The sequence below is a fragment of the Acaryochloris sp. CCMEE 5410 genome (assembly GCF_000238775.2).
Classification (GTDB): Bacteria; Cyanobacteriota; Cyanobacteriia; order Thermosynechococcales; family Thermosynechococcaceae; genus Acaryochloris.
Window position 1 is genome coordinate 124,582 of sequence record NZ_AFEJ02000005.1, and the last position, 22,780, is coordinate 147,361.

Sequence of the window (22,780 nt, forward strand, 5' to 3'; positions counted from 1 at the left end):
AATAGCACTTTAAAGTACAACGCACTCCCAGCAGAATCCCGGTGTAGCAAACGATTCCCTCACAAAGGGTTTCCCCGTTCCCGCCACGGTGATCCAATATTGTCCAGACCCATTCTTGGCAACAGCCAGATACTCCAGCTCCCCTCGCGTCCTGACTTGCTCCATCAAATTCTTCTGACGCAGCTCCAGGTTCCTGAATCGCCGCTCCAGCTCCACCAACTCTCTAGGGGTTCTCGGTTGACTAATCTGGGCAGCTTCTGAGGATCGTGTCTTAGGAGTGTACTCAGGTTCGGCTGATCGGAGAGTTCGCCTAACACTCCGACGTATTTCTCCCAGCTTCACATGCTCTGGTTCTCGCTTTGGTGGTCGGGTGCCTTCCGGTGTTTTCTTAGGGAAATGCTGTCCTACTAACCAGTTTGGGGGAGGGAGGGGCGGTTTTGGGTTGGTCTGGGGTGGTCTGAGGGAGGGGCTTGGGGTTGAGGGAGATGATGGAGGGTTTCATGGGGTTTTTCTGTGTGGCCGATGAGCTTCACAGGATGGGTAGGCAAGGAGGGCTGTGAGGTGCAAATGAGAAATTAGCTTACAAACAGAGGAAGGCAAAAAGATACTGTCAGGCTAGAGACTTACTGGGGGGTAGACATTAGATGGAGAGGATGATCAAGAAATACGTTTTAGATGTATTTTGAGGATTGTATCTAACTTGCTTGGCTGTAGTACAGGTTCATTGATAGATGTTGCTGGTGAGAAACTCCATTCAAAATTACGTAATATTGTTGAAAGAATAATCTTCATTTCTACTTGAGCCAATCCATAGCCGAGGCATCTATGCGGTCCACCACCAAAGCCGATTAGTGCAAAAGGATGTTTCTTATCTTCCTCTAGCGGAGGAAGAAAACGAGCAGGATTAAATGTATTTGGCTGATGGTATATTTCATGAAGGCGATGCGTTAACAGAGGAGACAGCATCACAAACCATCCAGCAGGAACTATATATCCATTGATTTCAATATCTTCAATTACACCACGCGGAATGAAGTATGTAGGAGGGTAAAGCCTTTCTACTTCTTTGATAACACACTTCATCTTCAATAACTGGTTAAGTTCTGATATGGTCAAGTCATTGCCACTAGTATTCTCAAGTTGCTCGCGTCGTAGCTTATTTTTCCAGTCTGGATGATTAGCTAATTCGATTAAAACCCAGCACAACAACCTTGCGGTTGTCTCATGTCCACCAAATAAGAGCTGTATTGTTTGTGTTGCAATTTCTACGTCAGCTAAATAATTACCTTCTTCATCAATACTTGCCATTAATAAGCCTAAGACATCTTTACTCTCCTTAAGATTTTTACTTGTACGTCGCGCCTCAATTTGTGAATAGATATAATCCTCAAGTCTTTTTCGAGCTAGACAAGCCCTGCCAAACCGAGTAATAGGAGTATTTAGTCTAATAACAGTTCTTAGGCCATTGGTGTAGTCTGAGAACCATTGTGAAAGTTCATTGATTTCTTGAACATCATTACTTCCTAAAAACAATTTACAAGATATATTTAGTACTAGCTTTCTCAATCTTTCAAGTAGTATATTTGGTGTATCATTTACCCATTCCTCTAAGTACTGAGCTGTTGCCTGCTGTATAGTATAGACATAATTTGAAAGTGCCTCACCATGCAGAGCTGGATAAATCAATCTCCTTGTTGACTGATGCTGATAACCATCTTGCAATAAGATTCCATTACCAAGTATTGGCTCTAAGAATTTCCATCCCAGTTTAGATGACACTTTGTACGATTGATCTTTTAAGACAATCTGATTAACTTTAGGGTCTGCTATTACAACAAACTTCATATCCATTATTTTTGTTTTAAATATATTTCCATACTTTTGATATTGATTATGGTAGTAAAGCTGTTGCAATCCGAATAATTGAGCTGCTTCACCAATAAAAGGTAATCCAAAATCTCCTGGAATTTTATTTGCTCTTTTTAATAAGCTATGCATAGATTTTTCCATAAATTCATCAAGTCAGGATCATGTAAGAATACAGTTTTAATTGGAACTGCTCTAACAATATTTAATTCACTTTCTTTACTTGTTGGTACAAATGCTCAAGTGATTCCAGACGCAAGTTTTAAGAATGAAACCTCTATAGTGATTCCCAATCAAGTGGTTGACGGCATCCCAAGTGAGAAGATTTCTGGCGGAGCAACTAGAGGGTCTAACCTTTTTCATAGCTTTCAAGAATTCAACATCAATACAGGCCGTGGTATTTACTTTGACAACCCTCAAGGTATTCAAAGTATCTTGACGAGAGTTACAGGTAATAATTCATCTAATATATACGGTGTGTTGGGAGTTTTAGGTGAGGCAGACTTGTTTTTGCTCAATCCCAATGGTGTTATCTTTGGTCCAAATGCTCGATTAGATCTAAACAGTTCCTTTTTGGCAACCAGTGCTGACTATATTAAGTTTGAAGATGGACAAAGCTTCAGTGCCCGCTCAAGAGAAGCAGTTCCTATGCTAACCATCAGTACACCTGTTGGCCTTGGATTTACTGGTAGTGCTGGGCCAATTGAAGTTCAAGGTCCAGGTCATGTCAATCAAATTCCTCAGCAATTACTACCATCAACTCCCTTGGATTCAAATTCAGCGGGTTTAAAAGTTAGACCTGATAATACTATTGCGCTCATTGGTGGCGAAGTTATTTTTAGGGGTGGTATAGTAACCTCTCCTTCAGGAAGTATCGAAATCGGGAGCGTAATCTCTGGAGAGGTTGGCATCAGCAAAAACTCAGATTCTGGTATTTCACTGAAACCTCAAGGTATTAAGTCACGAGGTAATATCTTATTCTCACAACTTGCGCTTCTAGACGCTAGTGGTTTTAGAAATGGAAATATTAGAATTTTCGGGGAAAATGTTACTTTCACTGATTCCTCTATGGCATTAATACAAAATCTTGGATCGAGCCCTTTAGGAGAAATAAATATAGATTCTCAAAACTCATTAACGATTCTAGGGGATACAAAATTTACTTCAAAATCTACTCAGTTAATCCTACCCGAAAGAGGGATTATTACTCATACTTTTGCCGATGGAAGAGGAGCCAATATAAGCATTTCAACTAAAGTACTAAATGTTGATTTTGCTGGTCGCATCATAGCTAGATCAGTTGGCTCTGGGTCGAGTGGTGATCTGACTATTTTTGCTTCTGAATCAACCACAATTTCAGGTAATTCCCCCTTTAACCCGTCATTTCCTCTTGGTAGCACTGTTGCTACTGCTGCTGCTGGTACTGGTTCTTCAGGGCACATAGCACTTTTTTCTCCACAACTATCTATCAAGGATGGAGGTCAACTTACTTCATCAGTTTTTAGAAATTCTGACGGAGGTGATATAGTTATCAATTCAGAGATGATAGATCTATCAGGATTCAATCTAATAAGTCTTTCTCCAAGTATTATTTCATCTTTAACAAGTGGGAATGGTAAAGGAGGAGATCTACTAATTAATTCAGTAAAATTAAACCTGAAAAATGGTGGCCGTGTTGATGCATCAACACTTGCTAGTGGCCCAGCAGGAAATATTACTATCAATTCAAAAGACTCGATAAGTGTTAGTGGTATTATTCCAGGTTCAGTCAACCCTAGTTTAATTATTTCTTCAGCAAATATCGTCGATCCAAGCATTCAAGCGGGCCTTGAATTACCTCCAATTCCTACAGGTGAATCAGGTAGTATCACAATCAGGACAGGTCGATTAGAAGTTTTTGATGGAGCAGAAGTCACTGTCAAGAATGACGGGCCAAATAATGCAGGCCAACTGACAATTTTCGCTAAGAATATTAGAGTTTCCGATGGTGGTACTCTTTCAGGCAGCACAAAGGGTGGCGATGGTGGCAATGTCTTGCTCTTTGTCGATATCTTGCTCCTTGAAGATGGATCGATCTCTACATCAGCTCTAAACCAGGGTAAAGGGGGCAACATTTCAGCAGTCGCTAATTTCGTGATTGCCCTTAAGAACAGCAATATCACTGCTGAGGCGGAGCAAGGTCAAGGAGGCAATATTACAATCGCAGCTAAGGCAGTTTTCTTAGGTCCTGATGTTGATGTCAGTGTCTCTTCAGATGCAGGCTTGCAGGCCAGTGGGACTTTCAGGGTTGTAGTTGAGCAACAAGATTTTAACGAAACTAGCGCACCCGCTCCTGATGTTATCACTACACCTAAAGTTTCTTCAGTTTGCAATCCTTCAGGCAAAGTGAGCGAATTTGTTGTATTAGGTACTGGTGGTCTTAAAGAAGATCCTCAGTCTGGACAATCTAAGGGTTTGAAGTGGAATATGGAAACGTCCGATCTCGCAACAGTACCTTCCGAAACAGAATTACCCAAAGCCCCTTTAGTCGAAGCTAAGGGTTGGCAAAAGCTGGATGATCGTAGAGTTATGTTAACTGCTAATCCCCAAAACTCAAGCAACAAAGTTGCAGCACATCCAACCCCCTGCAATCAATCCTCCTGAAAAATTTTCCTCTAAGCCTAGCGCTTAACTTAAAGATGTTAAAACTGTTTTTTCGTAGAAGATTTGGATTTCTCGTACTTCTGATTTTCACTCAAACCCTTCTAACCCCAGCAGTGGCATCAGAGGATTCTGTTAAACAAGCCAACGCCTTAAACCAACAGGGATTACAACTCTTGGATGCAGGGAATCCTAACGAAGCCTTGCAGATTCTTACACAATCCCAGACCATTTATAAGAAGTTAAACAACACCGCTGGCATTTATGGCACTCTCATCAATCAAAGCCTCGCTTATAAACAGATGGGTCAGTACCATTCTGCCTGTACCAGGCTAACTCAGGTACTCAATCTCGATACAAACATTTGCCGAAGGTGGAAACAAACTAGTCAAGAAGAGCTAAAAACATCTCTGGAGAAGTCGAATAATATTATTCAGAGTCAACAAATCATAGCTCTCCACAATCTAGGTAATATTTTACGGTTGTTGGGTCAGCTAGAAGCCTCTGAACTAGTTCTCAAGCAAGGATTACCTCACTCATCCTTGCTGAGTGGTGAAGATCGCCATTCCATCGAATTAGCGCTTGCTAATACTTACCAGTCTTTATATAAGCAAGCCTACAATCAGCTATCTATTTCCATTGATTCCGACAGCCAAGCTAATTCCTTAAATACAGCACAAGAGTATGCTCAAGCTGCTCTAGCCAATTATCAATCTGTTACTGAAAGTCAATCAGCGGATCGAATTCGCGCTCAACTCAATACTCTGCAAATCCTTCTTCATCTCAAAAAAAGCGACTCATCACCACTTAAAGGCATTTACCAGCAATCGCAGAATCTCATCGGTTCTTACTTCAATAATCTGATTGCCGCTGACTTCAGTCAATTCCCTGCAAATGAATCAATTAATCTCCAACTCAAATTAAGCTATCTTTTAGCGGAAGCTAGCCTACTTGAAATACCGAGCAGTGAAAATAACCTAAGTCTTGCCTATGAGATGACTAGAGATGCCTTGCGTCAAGCCGAAGCGTTTGGAGATAAAAGATTAGTATCACAAGCCTATGGGATCTTTGGAACACTTTACCTGCAATCGGACCAACTAGAGGATGCGACACAGGTCTTCACTAAGGCACTCAAACTTGCCCAGACCATCCAAGACGATTACCTAGCTTACCAATGGTCATGGGAGATTGCTCAAATTCATCAGCAACGGGGGGAAAGAACCCAAGCAATTGCAGCTTACTCTTCTACCCTGCAGCACTTAGATAAGGTGCGAACCTTACTGATTTCAGCTAACGCTGATCTTCAATTCAATTTCAAAGAAAGTGTAGAACCTGTCTATCACAACTATTTACAGCTTTTACTTTCCTCCCCAAACCCTGATTTGCAACTTGTCCTAACAACCCATAAGCAGCTACAAGTAGCTGAATTGGAGAATTATCTTAAGTGTGGGAAGCTGACCACTGCCCAAACTAATAACCAACAAACTCCTTACACTTCCACAATCCATATCTTTGAACTCAATGGGCAAGTTGAGATCATCGCCAAAACCCAGGATGGGATATTCAGACACCAGCCCGATTCATCAGTTGTCCAGGAGGAATTATCCAGGCTCTTCAATTTCTTGCATAGCGACTCATTTGAGGAAATATCAGAAGCCCATTTTAGAAGGAATTCACAAGTACTTTATGAGCAAATCATTGCCCCCCTCGAAGACCATCTCCCTCCCACTGGCGATCTGTTATTCGTCTTAGATAGCAATTTTCAGAATCTTCCTCTAAGTATGCTGCATGATGGTCAGAAGTATTTGGTTGAGCGATACAGTGTAACCAATGCTCTCAATACCCAACTCCAGCAAGTTCAACCTCAAAGTCTTGAGGAGTTAAACGTCCTTTTTGCCGGGTTATCAGAAGATTCCCCTAGCTTTACTAAGCCTGATGTCCCTTGGAATCTAGAAGCCTTACCTGAAGTAGAAGATGAGCTAGCTAGTGTTAAGGAAGCATCAAACAAAACCATTTCTCTTCTCAATAATGACTTCACAACCAACCGCCTTCAATCAAAGCTGCAAGGCGATACTCCAATTGTTCATTTAGCGAGTCATGGGCAATTTAGTTCTGACCCTGAACAAACAATGATTTTGGCCTTTGATGCACCGATCAAGGCTAATGAATTTCATGATCTAATTAGCCAAAAAATTGAGTTAGGGCAGTCTTCAATTGAGCTGTTAATCCTAAGTGCCTGCCAAACGGCAAAAGGAGATAGAAAGTCGGCCCTTGGTATCGCTGGCTTATCTGTTCAAGCTGGGTCACGGAATACTCTAGCTTCGCTGTGGTTAGCGGAATCTGAAGCAACCTCTGAACTGATTACCACTTTCTACGAAGGTCTGGACAACAATATGCCTAAAGCTAGAGCGCTACAACAAGCCCAAATCAAATTAATAGGATCTGAAGAATATTGGCATCCTTACTTCTGGGGAAATTTTGTTCTTGTCGGGAGCTGAGCCTCTACACCAATGGACGCTGCCAATTCTGATTGACCTACTTGATAATAGCGATCTGCTAACAACTGATTGAGTTGATGGTTGCTTTGTCCTGCTTGCCGTACTTTTTCCAAAGCATTAATCGATTCATGAAATAATTTGGCAGACATATAAGCAGTATCTAGTTCTTTAGCTGCTTCGACTGGGGAGAGTGGAAGTTGGTTTATAGCTGTGACGGCATCTTGGATCAAGTTAGCTTCTTCTTCAATCAACAGTTCAAGGGTGTCATGATCTGAACTGATAATTCTTTGTTTCTGGTAGGCAAAAATCGTGACTCGATAATTCCTCCCATACTGAAGTTTCGGCCAAGCCTGCGGATAACGTAGACTATTGCCCGTATGAACAACTTGCTCCAACTTTTCGGTACTGTCGGAAGCCTGGAGCGTTACAAGGTAGTGTGTTGCCCCTACTACAGGGTTCCACTCCAGTTCGGGCCGAAGCTGCATGACCATCGTGCCAAACGGCTTAATTAAACTTGGTTTACCGCTCTCTCTCCCAGAACTACGAGACTTAGAAGAATTACTGCCACTCTTGCTTGGATAAATTCTCCTCTGCTTTCGTGAGCAAAGATCACCAATCTCTCCCACCTCACCACGCAAGAGTTTTTGGGTATGGTGGCAAGAAATCATGGGTTTTTGATTTTGAAGGGGGCGCACCCGATCTTGAGGGCAAAGTACACTCCCCTTTGAATGGAATTGATCACCCACAGACAACATTCGAGCGGCCACAGTTTTGCATCGGGTGGGTGGATCATTGCTCTGAGCTTTAACTGCCACTGGCATAGCGCTCAGCAGGAATGCTGTGGAAATTATCAGTGAAAAATTATTGGGGATATTCATCTTAAAAAGAAATATAAATAGGATAATGTCAGGGCATATTCTCTAATCGATCTATAAATTCTTGTTTCCATGTCCAAACTTCCGGTAGATCAGAGTTCAGGAATAAACAGAGTTTCCAGTGAGATTGAGCGTCTAAATTTTTCTTGTTCCTAGTTTTGGCTAGAAGGCACTGGCTACTCGCTTCGTTTGGATCTAATTCAATACTTCGTTCTAGATTGACCATTGCCTTGTCATATTGTTCCATTTTGAACTGCGCCCATCCTAAATTCTTGTATAAGGATGCTTTAGTCCAAGGATGGAGGCCATCTAGTCTCAGGACTTGTTGGATGCTTGCAAGAGCTTTTTGATGGTTACCTTCCAAAATATCCAACCTTGCTAAATTATTACGCGAGGGTAAATGCTTTCCCTTGCTTATCTTGATTGCCTTTTCATAGAATAATCTTGCTGTCTTATAGTCTTGGACATCCTCATAGACACCACCCACATTGTAAAAAGCAATTTCGTTATCAGGCTCTAGCTCTGATGCCTTACCAAAGTTTTCGATGGCGCAATTGTATTTTTTTTGGAATTGGCAGGACAGACCTAGATTGTTGTAAGACGAATAATCATGGGGATCAAAGAAGATTGCCCATTCATAATGCTTCTGTGCTTCCTCAAAATTGTCTTCGCTTTCGCTTTCGGTCGCCAGTCTGAAAAAATATCTTGAGATACCAATCCTCCCACCTTGAAATAGTCCAAAAAGTACTAAGGCTGTGAGTATCACTGCAAGTAGCTGATAAGGCTTGGAATGGAAACGACGATATCTTTTGATATTTTTTGGAAGGCGATTCTGTAAATACTGCAAAATCTCCTGAGTGTTGTGTGGCCGCTTACCTGGCAAAACATCATTCAGCTCATCAATATAATCTTTGAGAGGCTTATCAATTTGTGGAGCTAAGTCACGCCATACGAGCAGTCCTGTATCTGGGTCTTCAGGTAGCGTTCGGGGATGTTCACCTGTCATTAAATGGATCATGGTTCTCCCCAATGCATAAAAATCTGATTGGGGAAGTGCCCTACCTCGGATTTGCTCTGGAGGGGAATAGCCAATTGTGCGTACTAAAGTAGTATCCCGATCTAGCAAGCAACCTGTTTTATTCTCCCCATGTATTTTGGCAAGGTACGTCTCCGTTACATCCCGCACTGCTCCGAAGTCAATCAAAACAATCTTTCCATCGGGTTTGAGCATGATATTCGAGGGTTTTATATCTCGATGGAAATAGCCCTTTTCATGAACTACACTCAAGATTTCAACGATCTGAATTAGCCAATCAATCGCAGTAGATTGAGAAACCTTTCCATGCTCATCTAGCCATTCTCTAAGGTCTACACCGTCTATCTTCTCAATCGCTAGACAATGCAGTGTAATCTTGAATTCCTTGGGTTTAACCGTAAAATAATCATCAATATAAGCAAAAGGAATGCCTGGATGTCTGAGTGCTCTTAGAATGTGAGCTTCCCGATCCATCAGCTCTACATACTTTTCTTTCTGAGATCTCAAGACCTTTAGGATTTTGTGTGTCCCAGGTGGATGTAACCGATTCCCCTGAACATCGATAACCTCAAACACCTCAGAGGGACTGTTATCATCCAAAGGGCGAATAGGTCGAATTAAACGGAATCGCCCATCGATCAGTAACGGAGAGCCACATGCTTGACACTCCTCAAAATCACCCTGATTTTGTCGTTCCGTACAAAAAGGATGAATACAGTAGCTCACAAGCTTATCCACTGGTCTATGTAGGTGGGGAGTGGGAGAAATGATTCACTTCGCCTGTAATTCTGTGAGAGTTTTTTATAACGTATTTCCTAAACATAGGCTGTAATGTAAAGCTAGCTTCACTACCTGGACGTGAAGGAATAATCTCAATAGGGCATAACCGTTCTAGGGACTCTATTGCAGCAATCAAATCTGACTCTGATACGATAATTTCTTGAGTATTGAGCTGGCTTATTAAAAGAGAAAATGCTATCGGATCTGAAGACTTTTCAGCTTCCTGTGCTAAGACTAATAAAACTTTTTTCTCCATCTTACTTAAGGAGTCAAAATCTACAAAACTCTCATTAAAACTCTCTTCGAGAATATTACTTCCTAGAGAAGTTTTATTAGATATGATATTGTCTAGATTGCCACTATAAAAACGTTTAACTTTATCTGCTGCACATTTCAACACATAAGGATTGCCTAAAAATGTATCTATAATTGAATAGTGATTTTTTTTGACCGATATTCCTTCAGACTCAAGCAGCTTGACACTCAATTCTAGATCAAGACCATCTATTTTTTTATGGGAGACAGGCAATCCTGAGCTTTGCAGTAACTCAATTCCATTTAAGGGTTGACGGCTAATAAGAACAAAACATCCTCTATGATTTTCTTCTATTATTCTTCTAATAAATACATCGAAATCAGGTTGGGAGTCTCCAAGCCTCTTTAGTAGCGTTTCTAGATTATCGATTACTATTAAACTTGATTCTTGCCTTAAGTGAATTAGTAGAGAAGAAAGTAAAGTTTGTAATGATTTTCTTGGATCTATATCTTTTTGAGGAAGATCAAGAGTGATCATCAAGCCTTTGATAAAATCCTCTAATGGATAATATGCTGATTGCCAAATAATGGAATCAAATCTAGAGTTTCCCTCGCTGCTTACCTTACGAACTAACTTTGAAGCTAGAGTACTCTTGCCAATTCCTTGAATGCCAGTTAGTATGACACATCGATTTCCTTGAATCGCCTGATGTAATTCCTCTACCTCAGTATCTCGGCCAATACTTTTGTGTACTTCTGGAGGCTGACTTCCAAGAATTGATTGTTGTCCCAGTTCTGGATCGAAGAGGCTGGGTGCTAGCTTTTCTCCAAGAACTACCTGTTCTATCGCCGACCGAAATAAATTTTTATCCAGTTTCTCCTCAACCCCAAGCTCTTCAGCTAGCTCCTCATCCAGGAATTTCCATAGCTTAGGAGCAACTGTTCGTTGCAAGTAATTCTGGGTATAGCGAGAGTTCTCAGCAGCTTGTTTGTAGTCATATTTTCCCCAAGCAGCTTCTAGGACTTTAATTTCAGCTTCACCCAGGCGTTTACCTCGTTTGGAAAACGCCAAGTCATTCACAAACGTAAGTGCATGATGCCAGCTAACCAAAAGCTCCTCCTATTTTATCCAGACTAAAATAATTAATGCTAGTTAATCATACTATAGGCTACTGGCGCCGAGCTTATACTTTCTTGAAGTATTATTATGTCTTGACAAGAGGAACAGCGATACTCAATAATACCAACAAATTACTCAATAGAGCTAAAAGCTCGCGGGGGTATCTAATGAACCAACTTATTCAAAAACTCGAAGCCCTTAGTCTAGATAGGATTACCCTTGATCATGAGATTCAACCCCGACAGCAACTCAATCAGGAGGTGGTTGCTGAATATGCTGAAGCTATGAAGCGGGGGGCTACGTTCCCACCAGTAGTTGTTTTCTTCGACGGCTCTAAGTACTGGTTAGCTGACGGGTTTCATAGGATTGCTGCAAAACAGGCAAACGGTGATCTTGAAATCCTTGCTGAGGAAAAAATCGGCTCTCGTCGAGATGCTATTTTATTCGCCGCTGGAGCAAACGTTATGCATGGATTGAGAAGAACCAACGCTGATAAACACCGGGTTGTCGAGCGACTAATACAGGATTCTGAATGGTGTTTATGGAGTGACAACGCGATTGCTCAACAATGTGGTGTAAGTCGTACTCTAGTTAGAAAAACAAGACAACTAACCTTGCCGACTTGTATAAAAAACAAGTCAGTTTCTCGTAAAGGAGCTGATGGACGCATTATAAATATCAGTAATATTGGCAAGAAAGAAAAGGCTGTAAACAAAGATGCTGAGTGTATTCAAGCAACTGAGCCTAATACATTAATCTCTATAAAAAGATCTCAATTCCCTACAAAAGCAAGCGTTTCTCAAGATCAACTAACCAACTATCTCAAACAAATTCAGTTCCCATTGAATTTTAACGGCGAACAGCATAAGCTCGGAGGAAACAGAACCCATCTCCAGATTGACTGGCAGTATGGCAACCAATCTGGACATCTTCAAATTCCAATCCATCAGATCATGCTTCTAGATGAACAATCAGCAGGCTGAAGTTTTCTGGTCAACAGAAATCTACGAATCCTAATAACTTTCAACTTTAATGGTCTGTACCAAGTAGTTGAACTCTCGGTGATGGCGAAGCTATAAAATGACCAAACACCACCCATGCTCAAGAGTTTATATAGAAATCAGCGAAAATCCATTATTCTAGCTAATCCTACCTATATAGATAGAGTTTCAACTAGTTCTCAGCAAATCGTCAAAGGAGACAAAGGCGACTCAGCCCTGCGACTAAGTACCAAGATTCTTTACTTAACTCAACTTAATACAAGTTCTTCCAATTCCTCGAAAAGCTTGTTGCTTAGGGGCTTACATGGTTTTATAGCGATATCCTGCTGTCTACCTTTAGTCCTTGATGCCGCCCAAAAATCTCCAAAGCGAATCTTCAGAATCTTCTATCCAACTAGTTGAGATAGCAAAAATTCGCAGGGACGGAGGAACGCAGCCCCGCGCTCAACTCTATTCAGAAGTGGTTGCTGAATATGTTGAGGATATGGAAAAAGGTGCAGAATTCCCACCTGTTACAGTCTTTTTTGACGGTAAAGAATATTGGTTGGCTGATGGTTTTCACAGGGTACAAGCCAAAGAAGCTACAGGAGCAAAGGAGATTAAAGCAGATGTGCATCTTGGAGAAAATCGAGATGCTGTACTGTACGCTGTTGGAGCTAATGCATCACATGGCCTAAGAAGAACTAATGCAGATAAACGTCGAGCCGTGGAGAGGTTACTACGTGATCACGAATGGAAATTATGGAGCGATAATGCTATTGCCAAACAATGTGGTGTTGGTCATCCTCTAGTTGGGAGGATTCGGAAAGAGATTCAATCAACGACTAAAGATGATCCACCAACTCTCCGCAGAGGAATGGACAACCGATTAATAGATACTTCTAAGATTGGCAAATCTGCTCAAGTGTCTAAGGGTACAAATAAACGACAACGGAAAAAGAAACAGACTGGTAAAACCACCTCCACACCTCTTGTTCAATCTAAAGAGGTTGTAAGAGGCGATACCTGGAGGTTAGGTAAATCTCACTATTTATTCTGTGGTGACTCATCATCCAAGAAGTTTCAAAAGCTCTTGCCCCCTGAAATTGGACTTTTCATGATCTTTATAGACACAGAAGAACATTGGCCGACATCTCTCCTAGACAACACAAAGAATGCTTTTTCTTTTTATTCTTCCTACGGAGAAGATATAGATCTAAGGAATTTACGCCAAATCGTTGAAAACTGTATTGTTACTACAACAGAAGCTGATGATGCCGTTATCATGATCAACCTCCCAGATCCTTCTCTTTTTATCTTAATGGAGAGTCTATACTGCCTTTGCTATTGTGCCGAGCCAGACCCTCAGCGTTGTACGGACGCTCTGACTGCTTGGGCAACAACTAAAAAATCAGTAAAAAAGCTGTAAATCCATAGAGAACAATGAACTTAAAAACTTCACAGGTAGTATATTCACGCTTAGAAAAGTTGACGATCACCCATCATTTTTTGTTGTAAGATCGCGTTAAGCATTTTCCTAGTACAAGGATACCTTTATCCAACTATTCTCTAATATCAGCTTCTTACAACAGATCTGATATCATCCGAAACAATCCAAAGCTTGCATTATTCTTCTTATAACCAGCGCTAGGTATCTCTGATCTATCTCGCTATAATCTGTAAGCTTTCTTTGAGAACAAATCTCAAAAACATATCTTGACACTCCCCCACTCGTTTTGGGCTGTGTCTCTCAGTGTTCAAATCCGCTAAAAGCTTGATCGATCAACGCTTTCAGTGTATTTAAACTCTAATACTTAAAGATTAAGGAGGTGATTGATGACATAGACCTTTAAACGTTAAAAACCCTAACTGGTGGAAGAGTCAGGGCTTTTGAGCGTTTAAGCACTCCCAATATTTTAGGAGACTTGAACTTGATGCTTTTTGCTTAGGCATGGGTTCGGACCTCCAAAGGAGCCGTGTGTTTATTTTAGCCTATGACGCATACTGGTCAAGTTTTCTATGGAAATTTTTTGACCAAACGGCTCCCTATCCACCACAAAATAGGGACCAAATCATGACCCCAATACCCACATCCCATGACTGGGAGCTAGGCCATGTCTAGCTTTCGCAGTTCAGCGAGTAAACTTCTCGCAACCAACCGCTCCAACCCCTGCGACCTCTGCGGGGATATCACAGGCAAATGCAGAAAGGCTGACAACCTTAATCTCTGCATGACCCTCTCAGGCCAGATTGAGGGATATCGCTACCTAGGACAGTCCAAAGATGGCCTCTGGGGCAAGTACGTCCTCGATGACGGGCAAGACCTCAGCCAGGAAGACCGAGAACGCAGATGGCAAGAACAACGGATTCTCAGAGAGCAACGTGCCCAAGCTGAGGTTCAACGCCATGCCCAATCCCTCCCCGCTCCAGAGCGCGATAAGCTCTACCGTCAGCTCCTTGATCAGCTCACACTACACCCTGCAGATCGGGCTGACTTGCATCGTCGGGGATTGACCAATGAGCAGATCCAAAACTGGGGGGTGAAGTCTATCGAGCAGTGGCAATCGCTCTCTGGTGAACTGCCTCATACCTTGCCAGGGATTAGTCTGGATGGAAATTCGCTCAACACTCCAAGACCGGGTTATCTCTGTCCCATCGTTGATATAGATGGCCTTATCGTCGGCTTTCAAGTCAGAGCAAGAACCTCCGAAGGGGGTCGCTATTACTGGCTCACGGGCAAAACTAGGAAACGACCCAACGGACCCACACCCCACCTTCCCACTGGCGAGTTACCCCTAGCCGTCCATCATCCAGAGCAAGTCACTAGAGATGCAATCGCACTCGTTGAAGGGACGGGGGCTAAGCCCCACCTTCTAGCTCAGCGCATGGGCCAAGTGACCATCGGCGCAGCAGGGGGATTGTTCGCGGCATCTCCTGAAACCCTAAAAGCAGCGCTAGCTCAGCTTGGCGCAACAACTATCGAGTTCTACCCCGATGCTGGAGCGATTCAGAACAAGTCAGTACTGCGGCAATACCGGGCAACCTGGGCACTACTGAAGGAGTGGGGCTACAGTGTAGAGGTCGCCTGGTGGAAGCAAACAGACAAACGCATCCATCTTGACATTGATGAACTGGACGACCTCGGTCAAATTCGGTTTTTGTCAGTGGCCGATTTTGAGCAGATTGCAGCTCAGTGCAACCAATTACTGCACAAGCTCCAAGACGTTCTGACCACGTTTACCCGTCCTTCATCACCCGCTCAAGGGTTTGCCACTCCCAATGATCAACAAACCCACCCCCCTAACCCTCGCGGAACGAAGCGAACTGCACCAGATGACAAGCGTCTTGCAACGCTGCCTGCAACAAGCCGTCGAGCTAAACGATCCCGTCGCCGCACTGCACGACTCCTTGCAGCTCATCGAAGACATGGATATATTTCAAAACTTCGACTGGAAAACTATCGAAGACGCATTAGAAGACATACTTCAAGAGCGACACACTCCAGATGTAGCAGCTTACAAAGCCGCCCTGGAGATAACGGGACTCTCGAAACAACAACACCTCTAGTCCACGAGTACGAACCAGGCCAACGGCTCCAAACTTGGGAAACCCTCATCACATCAGGATTCCCCTTCATCCTTGACCAGTCCCAACCCGGTACTGGTAAAAGCTACGATTCTGGGAACGTTACCCCGATTGGCTTTGGGATGGAGCAGGTTATTTATCTTTCAGACCAGCACCGCAATCCCACCGTATCAACATTAGAACAAGGAAATGGCTGGTGTGACCTAGAAGCACGACATGGAGGTCTAAACCGAGTCAAGAATCGACTCCAACGATCTGCCAAAGGGGATGCTTTTGCTGTTCCCGCTAACTGTAGTCGCGTTGGAGTGTTGAATGCATTGCGGGACAAGAACATCCCTGGTGCTGATACCGCCAACCTCATCTGCGGCACCTGCATTGCCAGAGAAGCCTGCATCAATGCCAATGGGCCAGGGTATGGTTTTTTGAACCAACGTCGTAATGTCCTAGGTGCGCCTCTACTGAGGGCACATCCTGACTCTCTGCCTGATCCAGAAGATTACCCCCTAGAAAACACTATGCTGATCTGGGATGAACCCGGTCAGAACTTCCAGGTTAAGCAGTCTGTGACCATTACCTTTAATGACTTGCAGCAAACCATTTCGGCATTGATTGCCTACCCTGAAATCTTTGCCCTGGTGCAGCCCTTGCTCTCTGCGTTGCTGCCCTTAATGGATGGCTCAATAAAGCTTGGGAAATATGGCCTCAATCACTTGGAGATGAAAGCCAAGCTCCCTGACATGGCTGGAGTGAAGCTAGGCGAACTGACCCAAATCCTGATGCCTAACCTAGGTTTTCTCAACACCACCTCAGACTATGGGGTGGATCTTGCTGATCTACCCAAGCAACTTCGCAAAAAGTTCTCTGAACGGGACTCAGAGATGGCAGAGCAGGCTAGGAATGGGGTGGTAAAGCAATGGCTCGTCCCTCTAATCCGCATCTTGCAGGGTGGAGCAGGATGTATCCAAGTTAGTCGCTATGGACTGCTGACCCTCAATACCCCTAACCCTCGACATCGAGACTTAGCTCAAGCGGCCCAAGCCAATGTGTTCCTCGATGCCACCCTATCCCGCGAAGACTTAGCTCTGAAGCTAAGCTGCTCTCCTGATGAAATCCTAGTAGTCCGTCAAGCCGTCCCTGACACCGGAAACCTAGAGGTGATTCAGGTGAAGGACATGGGGCGAGTGGGCATGAGTCGAGGCGGGGATCAACTGAAACGTATTGGAGCCTTGGCCCAGCACTACCAAGATTTGGATGCAGTGAATACAAGGACTATCGATTTTAAGAAGTTTGAAAAGGATGGGGCCTGGTGGCGAGATAGCCGAGGGGTCAATGACTTTCTCACCGTCCAGACCCTAGTGCTAGTGGGAACTCCCTGCCGCAATCTCAATGACTTGGCCGCAGAATTTGCAATTGTCTGTGGGTACTACCCAGAAGACGATGACCCAGTATTCACAGCATTTATTGACCGCTCCATCCTTGCCGAGATTCACCAAGCCATCGGGCGACTCAGGGCGCATCGGCGTCCGAATGAATCCCTACAAGTCATCCTGATTTCCAATATTGAGATGGACTGCTTCGTTCAGGAAGTCCAAGCCAAGGAACTGACGATTGAAGCAGCCCACAAAACAGAGCGGGTGAAGATTGCGATTGAGTCAGCCATCCTCCAGCTCCAAGCTAAGGGCGAGAAGGTCACTCAGCAGATCGTTGCAGGCATGACCAAAATCCCCAGAGGGACAATTGCCCGGTATTGGCGTTTGTTCACTTCGCTATTAGAAGGTTTAAATAGCAAAATGAACAATTTAAGCAACACGCCAAATCCAGACCAAGAAACCCATCAAGCGATTGCGGGTGTTTTGGATGAACTGGCGGATCTGCCCATCAATGACCTATTGCCGAGTTTGAATGAAGTGTTCTTTGACTGGCTCAAGCCCCAGGAATGGAGTTTGGTCTGGGGTGAAGTCAGCGCATCGGGCCAGATGGCGATTCTGGAGGGGTTAGCAATGACGCTGCCCGTGAAAATGCTGGAGACAGCGGTACCGGAGCTGGCGGCATGAGCCTGATGCTTTGTATCAAGTGATACTAAATATCGGTAGATCCTGAAGCTTCAATATTATTTTAAAAATTGGATATTCAGTGGAACGTTTTATGTCCTCTGAAGTGATAGCAATTCGCTTTCATTTCGTAGTTGATATTGTCACTATCAAGGCTAGAAGTAACGGTTGGTAAACAGCAGTTGGTGGAAGCTTGCAAACGCTAAAATGCATATTCAGTGATATTTCCAGCGGTTTGACCATGTTGATCTGCCTATTGTAATTCAGGTGTTTGTTGCTGATTGTAACGCTCAGCTTTACTTGAATCCTGGGTTAGGGTTAGAGTACAGCCAAGTAATTAAAGCGAGTGTTTTCGCGTCCAAATTTTCCCTTTTTGTATTTCTACTACTGCCCACACAAAACAGCGAAGGCTTGTCCTTTGCTCAGACTGTTTTTAAAAGCCAATTCTAACGGGAATCCCTGACAGGAGTCCTGACTGTTTCTGTATTACACAGGAATCATCCCTAGTTAAATTTGCAAACCACGGCCTGTCCATCCTACGAAAATGCCAAGCCGTGATCCTCGACTCCTAGGACAGGAGTTATCACTATGTTAGCCACTAATAAAAAATCGGGGAAATCCCGTGGAGGTAATGAAAGCCTCCAAACTTCTGATCAGCCTGATCCGCAGGTGATTCAAGAGTATCGAGACAGATATCTCCAGATTGCCTGGAAGGTTCAAAGTTTATTATCAATGCCCGTGCTTTATACCTATGACGAGCTGTATAAACTCGGTAGCGATCACCCGAAATTAAGTGAGCGAATTGATGCTCTCGTGAGCTACGAACTGCGGCTGTGTGGGTACTCCAAAGATGATCAGGTCAACATTCTTCTTTATGGCCCTTATATTCAGGCGCAAATGCTGGACCACTTTATGTCTGAGAGTGGTGCAAGGGGCTATATCCGTCAACGACTAGCCATTGCCCCCTCAGCTCCCTCTCCTTTAAAGCTGGCTCAAGTTCAAGAAGTTCCCAATACTGCTGCATAGTTTGACTCGGTAACTGGGTCCACCTGGCCCCTTGGAATTCCACATCAATTCAATATCAAAGCAGCATTCGCGCCACAAGGAGAAAGAGAATGCAAGTTGCGATCGCAAAAATTGGAGATTCCCATCTCCTCGTCACCCCAGATGGCAAGCCTGTGCCTCACAAGGATAGTGATACCCCTCTATTTCATATACTCCCCAGGCTCTACAATCCCTTTAAAAACATTGGCTTGGACAGAATCAGTTTAAGCTCGGCAAAGATTTTCCTACCCGGTTCCAAAGAACCCATCTCCGTATTACCGGAGGAAGTGGTGATCAGACGCCCCTATCCGAACGTAACCATGTGTGTGGCTGGAACCTCAGATAGGAAAATGGGTTGGTCTATTCCACTTGAGATGGATAACCTACCTGAGTGGTTGAGATTGGAATGGCTCATACAGCTTCCAGTTAAATGTGAACATAATCTGATGACCATTCACCATCAATTTAAGCTGGATTTCAACCTCACCCAGCAAGGTCATGTCTTTTCAATGGATCAAACGAGTACTTTTTATGATCCGAATGCACGGGCCGTCAGCTTTTAGATCTGGATGATATTGATGAGAGCTTTACGAAGGGCGACAAATCTTTTAAGCCCTATGTGCTGGATGAGTCCTGTGGTTTTGGTTTTGCTTACTTTCAGACCCTTAATCTGAACTCCTGTGCTTGGTCAGATCTGATTTGCGATCAGATCGAGGACGTGGCTTTAGAGCGGGATGTAGAACCCGCCACCGAGTTCACAACCTATATAGAAGCCCACCATAATAATGCCTGCTGCGAGATCCTGGCAGCAGATTTATACAACGCCATTAGATTAGCGCGTGAAGTCATTGTTCCTGAATCAGCGACCTACTTCAACGACTCTGAAAAGCACCCAGCCATCCGATATATTTGCCAATGGTGGAACGACCTTGCCCCAGACCCTGCGACTCGAATCGCTGCCCACATCCAAATCGACGTTCGGATTGCAGATGACAATCTGTATTGGAGCGGCATGAGTGAAAACCCCCTTGGCCCATCGATGGAGAGTGGCGGGCGAAGTCCAGAAATGCCTGTGCCCGTTGGGATGAATATGTGTTGATCGAGTTCGCCCAATCTAAAACCGCTAACTTCTATAACGCGCACTCGTTTCAAGTGTTCAATGTCGTAGGCCAAGACTTTTGGAGTGGGGATGGTGTTCCCTGTGAAGAAGCCATGACTTGGGACTTTGCTCGGGAAGGGTTAGAAGCTCTGAGGTCATTCCCGGAACGGTTTCCCGTTGCCTGGGAAAAGCTGAAAGCAGCACTTTAGGAATCCATCCCAAACCCTCTCACTAATTCCAGTCACCCTCTTGTAGGAGGTTTGACCCAATGACAACTGCTACGATTGCTAGCTCCTTCTCAGACGGAATCCGTCTACCCGAATATATCGTTCAGCTCTTGCACCGCTTCCCGATTCCTGATCCAGAGCAAGAGCTGGAGCTGATCCGCAAAGCCAAGCGAGGCCATGAGAACTCCTTGTCTTGGTTGATGATTGGGCATGTTCGTTTAGTCTCCAAACTCGCTAAGCAATACGCTTGGACTTTGGATGATGCCCAAGACCTGATCCAAGAGGGAATGTTGGGAATCCGTCATGCCGTGCGGAAATTCGACTCTACGAAAGGATGCAAGTTCTCCACCTATGCTAGAGGCTGGATTCGCGGATATATCCGTAGATTTTGCTATAAAAACAGACCCAAGCAACTGAGATTGCCCGAAAAGAAACAAATTCACCTAGATAAGGTATACAGACTCCAAAATGAGTTTCCTGATGCCAGCCTGGAAGAAATTGCTCAAAAAGCGAATCTAGAGCTGGAATATATCGAAGATTTACTCTATTGGGGCCGTTCGTTCCAGGAAATCCCAGACTGGCATGAATTTACGATTAATGACGAATCATTCTACACGGATGATGAAGAATACGATGAGTCCTTTGATTTCGAGATTGAACCTGAGACAAAGACAAATCTCGTCCTAATCAAAGCACCTCCACCTTTCATCCCACCGAAGTATCAAATCCCCGTTCATCTCCTCAAGCAGTGGTTCCGGGTTGGTTTGGCTCAGTTCGTCAATGCAGCCAAAGACCAAGCGGAATCCGTTCGACTGGGATTCACACAAAGTTTCAGCAGACATCCTCAACCAACCACACCAGAAGTAGGTCAGGAGCGAGTAAATCTCAGCACTTGGCCTGCTTCTCTTTCGTTCTCTTACGATAACAGTATTAATCCTTCTGCTTATTCCCAGCATCCTCCTCAAACTCCCTCCATCGCTACAGAGTCTCTTTCCACTAAAGCTATCAACTTAGTCAAAGGAGTGATTACCCATGCTCAGGAATCTCTTTTGGTTCTTTGTGGGGGTCGCAGTGACGGGCCTACTGATCGACCGGGGCATCAACCTTCCCCAGCGGATCAGCGATGCCGTGGACTGGGAGAGTCTGGAACGACTGGGCGAGGACATCTGGGATTCGGCCCAGCAGTAACCAAGTTTATCCACAGACCATTAGCAGCAATATCTGATTGCCTTAGAGGATTTCCATCACGGGCTGGCCCTGACACCAGCCAACAACCACAGCGAGGAGCTGTCTTTGATAGCAACCCTCCTCCTGAACAGACGCACTTGCCAAGGAAAAACGCCATGTACAGAACCATTGCCGCATTTATAGCGGCCTGGTTGGGGCTGCTTATCTCCCCAGCCACAGCGGAAACCATTAAGATAGCGCCCGGTCATGGTCACCTGATTGACCTTACCTCCAGCGGGTGCCGGGTCTCCAAAGCCTATATGGGCACGAGGGGCATCTTTGACTTGAGCTTGGATCAGCCCCAACCCCAGACCCAAAAGATTTACCTGACCTGGAAACCCAATACTCAGGTGAAATCGACCAACTTAATCCTAGATTTAGTGGGCTGCAACCGCTCCTCAATGGAGTTAACGATCAATCGGTCTGACAGTGCCCCCAGTACTGCCATCACTCGGATTGGAGCGCCCACCCCCATTGCTCATACCCCTGAGCAATCGCGAGTCTTCACAGGTCGCCTGGGTCAACCACCTGTGAAGACTCGCGTTCATCAAGCTTCGACAGCGGTCCAACCTTTGACCCTGCAGCCTAGAACTCAAGTTCTGCCCAAGCCTAAGACCCTTAAACGTCCTCCCGTGCGGCGACTTACCGTGTCCAAGCAGACATCACCCAATCTCACTGCTAAAAACAACGTGTCCGATAGCCGTATCACTCCGGCGACTCTTTTAAAGGGTCTAAACATCGCTAGAGCGTCAGGCAACCAGACATATCGCTATCGCTCGGAAATGCATTGGCGCGTCAACGGCATGATTCGCCAGATGCGTGGGGGGAAGTCTCCAGAGGACGCGGCAAAGCTAGCCAAAATCTCTCCTGACCAACTCCAGACCCTACTCAACTACGCCCAGCAATAACCCCTAGATCCATTGACCCATTAGAGGTAACCTCCCATGCGACTTCTCAGAACCTGTTATCACCGTCTCGACCGCTTTCCTTGGTGGTCAAGCCAACTTTTTCTCATCAGTATCGGCATAGGGGTTGGACTCCCCGGCATTCTTTGGGCAGGCATCATCCAATTCATGATGTTGGCCTCTGGATTAGTGTGGAAGCGCTTTGCAGGTAAATCTCCCATCTCCCTTTTGCTGGGAATTTGGGCCTTTACTCTCACCGTCCTCACCCACAACGCGGTCTTTGCTCAGACCATCTCCATTACAGAGGCTGCTTGTGTTGAGATCGGCCCCATCAAAGGAGCCTCATCCTCGATTAAAAGCTTACTCGGCCAAGTCACCGTGGGTTCCATCAACTTTGCAGGAATGACCTGTGTGATTATCGGGGCCATCGTCGCTTTTGTGTTCGTGACGGCTGTCGCCTTTGGGGGTAACGCCATTTTCCAGCATAACCATAACGGCACAGGCTACCACGAGATGTTGCGGCCTTGGATTGCCATCTTGATCTTTGCCGCCTTCCTGACGATGGCCGCATTTATGTTCTTTGGCGTATAGG

The 22,780-nt window shown here is 44.6% G+C and carries 15 protein-coding genes and 1 pseudogene; 11 read left to right on the forward strand and 5 right to left on the reverse strand.

Going from position 1 to position 22,780, the window contains the following annotated elements; translation table 11 throughout:
* Positions 1-15: 15 nt before the first annotated feature.
* Both ON05_RS33795 and ON05_RS33800 read right to left on the reverse strand, forming a co-directional pair.
* A pseudogene (locus tag ON05_RS33795) lies at positions 16-502 on the reverse strand (hypothetical protein); the annotation flags it as partial.
* A 155-nt stretch (positions 503-657) separates the two neighbouring features.
* Positions 658-1,998, reverse strand: a complete 1,341-nt coding sequence (locus tag ON05_RS33800; protein WP_010476902.1) for a cytochrome P450 — start codon at positions 1,996-1,998, stop codon at positions 658-660.
* On the opposite strand from ON05_RS33800, the gene ON05_RS33805 reads away from it, so the two are divergent.
* Positions 1,993-4,509, forward strand: a complete 2,517-nt coding sequence (locus tag ON05_RS33805; RefSeq protein ID WP_085945224.1) for a filamentous hemagglutinin N-terminal domain-containing protein — start codon at positions 1,993-1,995, stop codon at positions 4,507-4,509. The genes ON05_RS33800 and ON05_RS33805 overlap by 6 nt on opposite strands.
* A 35-nt stretch (positions 4,510-4,544) precedes the next feature.
* The gene (locus ON05_RS33810) at positions 4,545-7,004 is read left to right on the forward strand and encodes a CHAT domain-containing protein (RefSeq protein WP_010476906.1); all 2,460 of its coding nucleotides are present in this window, start codon (positions 4,545-4,547) and stop codon (positions 7,002-7,004) included.
* On the opposite strand, the gene ON05_RS33815 is transcribed toward ON05_RS33810, so the two are convergent.
* The 3 genes from ON05_RS33815 to ON05_RS33825 form a co-directional block, all read right to left on the reverse strand.
* Positions 6,968-7,825 (reverse strand): hypothetical protein, encoded by an 858-nt coding sequence (locus ON05_RS33815; protein WP_010476908.1) that lies wholly within the window; start codon positions 7,823-7,825, stop codon positions 6,968-6,970. The two genes, ON05_RS33810 and ON05_RS33815, sit on opposite strands and share 37 nt — an antisense overlap.
* A gap of 85 nt (positions 7,826-7,910) precedes the next feature.
* Positions 7,911-9,641, reverse strand: a complete 1,731-nt coding sequence (locus tag ON05_RS33820; RefSeq protein ID WP_010476910.1) for a protein kinase domain-containing protein — start codon at positions 9,639-9,641, stop codon at positions 7,911-7,913.
* A 16-nt stretch (positions 9,642-9,657) separates the two neighbouring features.
* Complete coding sequence (locus ON05_RS33825; RefSeq protein ID WP_010476912.1) at positions 9,658-11,061, reverse strand: AAA family ATPase; 1,404 nt, start codon at positions 11,059-11,061, stop codon at positions 9,658-9,660.
* Positions 11,062-11,237: 176 nt separating this feature from the next.
* On the opposite strand from ON05_RS33825, the gene ON05_RS33830 reads away from it, so the two are divergent.
* From ON05_RS33830 to ON05_RS33870, 9 genes are all read left to right on the forward strand, one after another.
* Positions 11,238-12,053, forward strand: a complete 816-nt coding sequence (locus ON05_RS33830) for a ParB N-terminal domain-containing protein (RefSeq protein ID WP_139025973.1) — start codon at positions 11,238-11,240, stop codon at positions 12,051-12,053.
* Positions 12,054-12,417: 364 nt separating this feature from the next.
* On the forward strand, positions 12,418-13,479 hold the full coding sequence (locus ON05_RS33835; RefSeq protein ID WP_010476916.1) for a ParB N-terminal domain-containing protein: 1,062 nt from the start codon (positions 12,418-12,420) through the stop codon (positions 13,477-13,479).
* A gap of 802 nt (positions 13,480-14,281) precedes the next feature.
* The gene (locus tag ON05_RS33840; RefSeq protein ID WP_010476919.1) at positions 14,282-17,689 is read left to right on the forward strand and encodes a hypothetical protein; all 3,408 of its coding nucleotides are present in this window, start codon (positions 14,282-14,284) and stop codon (positions 17,687-17,689) included.
* 585 nt (positions 17,690-18,274) lie between these two features.
* Positions 18,275-18,712 carry a hypothetical protein gene (locus ON05_RS33845; RefSeq protein WP_010476921.1) on the forward strand — a complete coding sequence of 146 codons (438 nt, stop codon included), beginning with the start codon at positions 18,275-18,277 and terminating at the stop codon, positions 18,710-18,712.
* 89 nt (positions 18,713-18,801) lie between these two features.
* Positions 18,802-19,293 (forward strand): hypothetical protein, encoded by a 492-nt coding sequence (locus ON05_RS33850; RefSeq protein ID WP_262562646.1) that lies wholly within the window; start codon positions 18,802-18,804, stop codon positions 19,291-19,293.
* Between the two features lie 56 nt (positions 19,294-19,349).
* On the forward strand, positions 19,350-19,829 hold the full coding sequence (locus ON05_RS33855; protein ID WP_262562647.1) for a hypothetical protein: 480 nt from the start codon (positions 19,350-19,352) through the stop codon (positions 19,827-19,829).
* On the forward strand, positions 19,823-20,038 hold the full coding sequence (locus ON05_RS33860) for a hypothetical protein (RefSeq protein ID WP_262562648.1): 216 nt from the start codon (positions 19,823-19,825) through the stop codon (positions 20,036-20,038). Before ON05_RS33855 ends, ON05_RS33860 begins: the two co-directional genes overlap by 7 nt.
* Before the next feature lie 59 nt (positions 20,039-20,097).
* A complete protein-coding gene (locus ON05_RS33865; RefSeq protein WP_010476925.1) occupies positions 20,098-22,191 on the forward strand; it encodes a sigma-70 family RNA polymerase sigma factor in 2,094 nt (697 codons plus the stop codon).
* A 36-nt stretch (positions 22,192-22,227) separates the two neighbouring features.
* Positions 22,228-22,779: a hypothetical protein gene (locus ON05_RS33870; protein WP_010476928.1), complete on the forward strand. Its 552-nt coding sequence runs from the start codon at positions 22,228-22,230 to the stop codon at positions 22,777-22,779.
* Position 22,780: the final 1 nt, after the last annotated feature.

Coding starts and splice junctions, on each gene's coding strand:
- ON05_RS33830 (WP_139025973.1), top strand. CDS start 11,238: ATGAACCAACTTATTCAAAAACTCGAAGCCCTTAGTCTAGATAGGATT.
- ON05_RS33850 (WP_262562646.1), top strand. CDS start 18,802: ATGCAAGTTGCGATCGCAAAAATTGGAGATTCCCATCTCCTCGTCACC.
- ON05_RS33815 (WP_010476908.1), bottom strand. CDS start 7,825: ATGCCAGTGGCAGTTAAAGCTCAGAGCAATGATCCACCCACCCGATGC.
- ON05_RS33800 (WP_010476902.1), bottom strand. CDS start 1,998: ATGCATAGCTTATTAAAAAGAGCAAATAAAATTCCAGGAGATTTTGGA.
- ON05_RS33835 (WP_010476916.1), top strand. CDS start 12,418: ATGCCGCCCAAAAATCTCCAAAGCGAATCTTCAGAATCTTCTATCCAA.
- ON05_RS33810 (WP_010476906.1), top strand. CDS start 4,545: ATGTTAAAACTGTTTTTTCGTAGAAGATTTGGATTTCTCGTACTTCTG.
- ON05_RS33840 (WP_010476919.1), top strand. CDS start 14,282: ATGACCCTCTCAGGCCAGATTGAGGGATATCGCTACCTAGGACAGTCC.
- ON05_RS33805 (WP_085945224.1), top strand. CDS start 1,993: ATGCATAGATTTTTCCATAAATTCATCAAGTCAGGATCATGTAAGAAT.
- ON05_RS33865 (WP_010476925.1), top strand. CDS start 20,098: ATGACAACTGCTACGATTGCTAGCTCCTTCTCAGACGGAATCCGTCTA.
- ON05_RS33845 (WP_010476921.1), top strand. CDS start 18,275: ATGTTAGCCACTAATAAAAAATCGGGGAAATCCCGTGGAGGTAATGAA.
- ON05_RS33870 (WP_010476928.1), top strand. CDS start 22,228: ATGCGACTTCTCAGAACCTGTTATCACCGTCTCGACCGCTTTCCTTGG.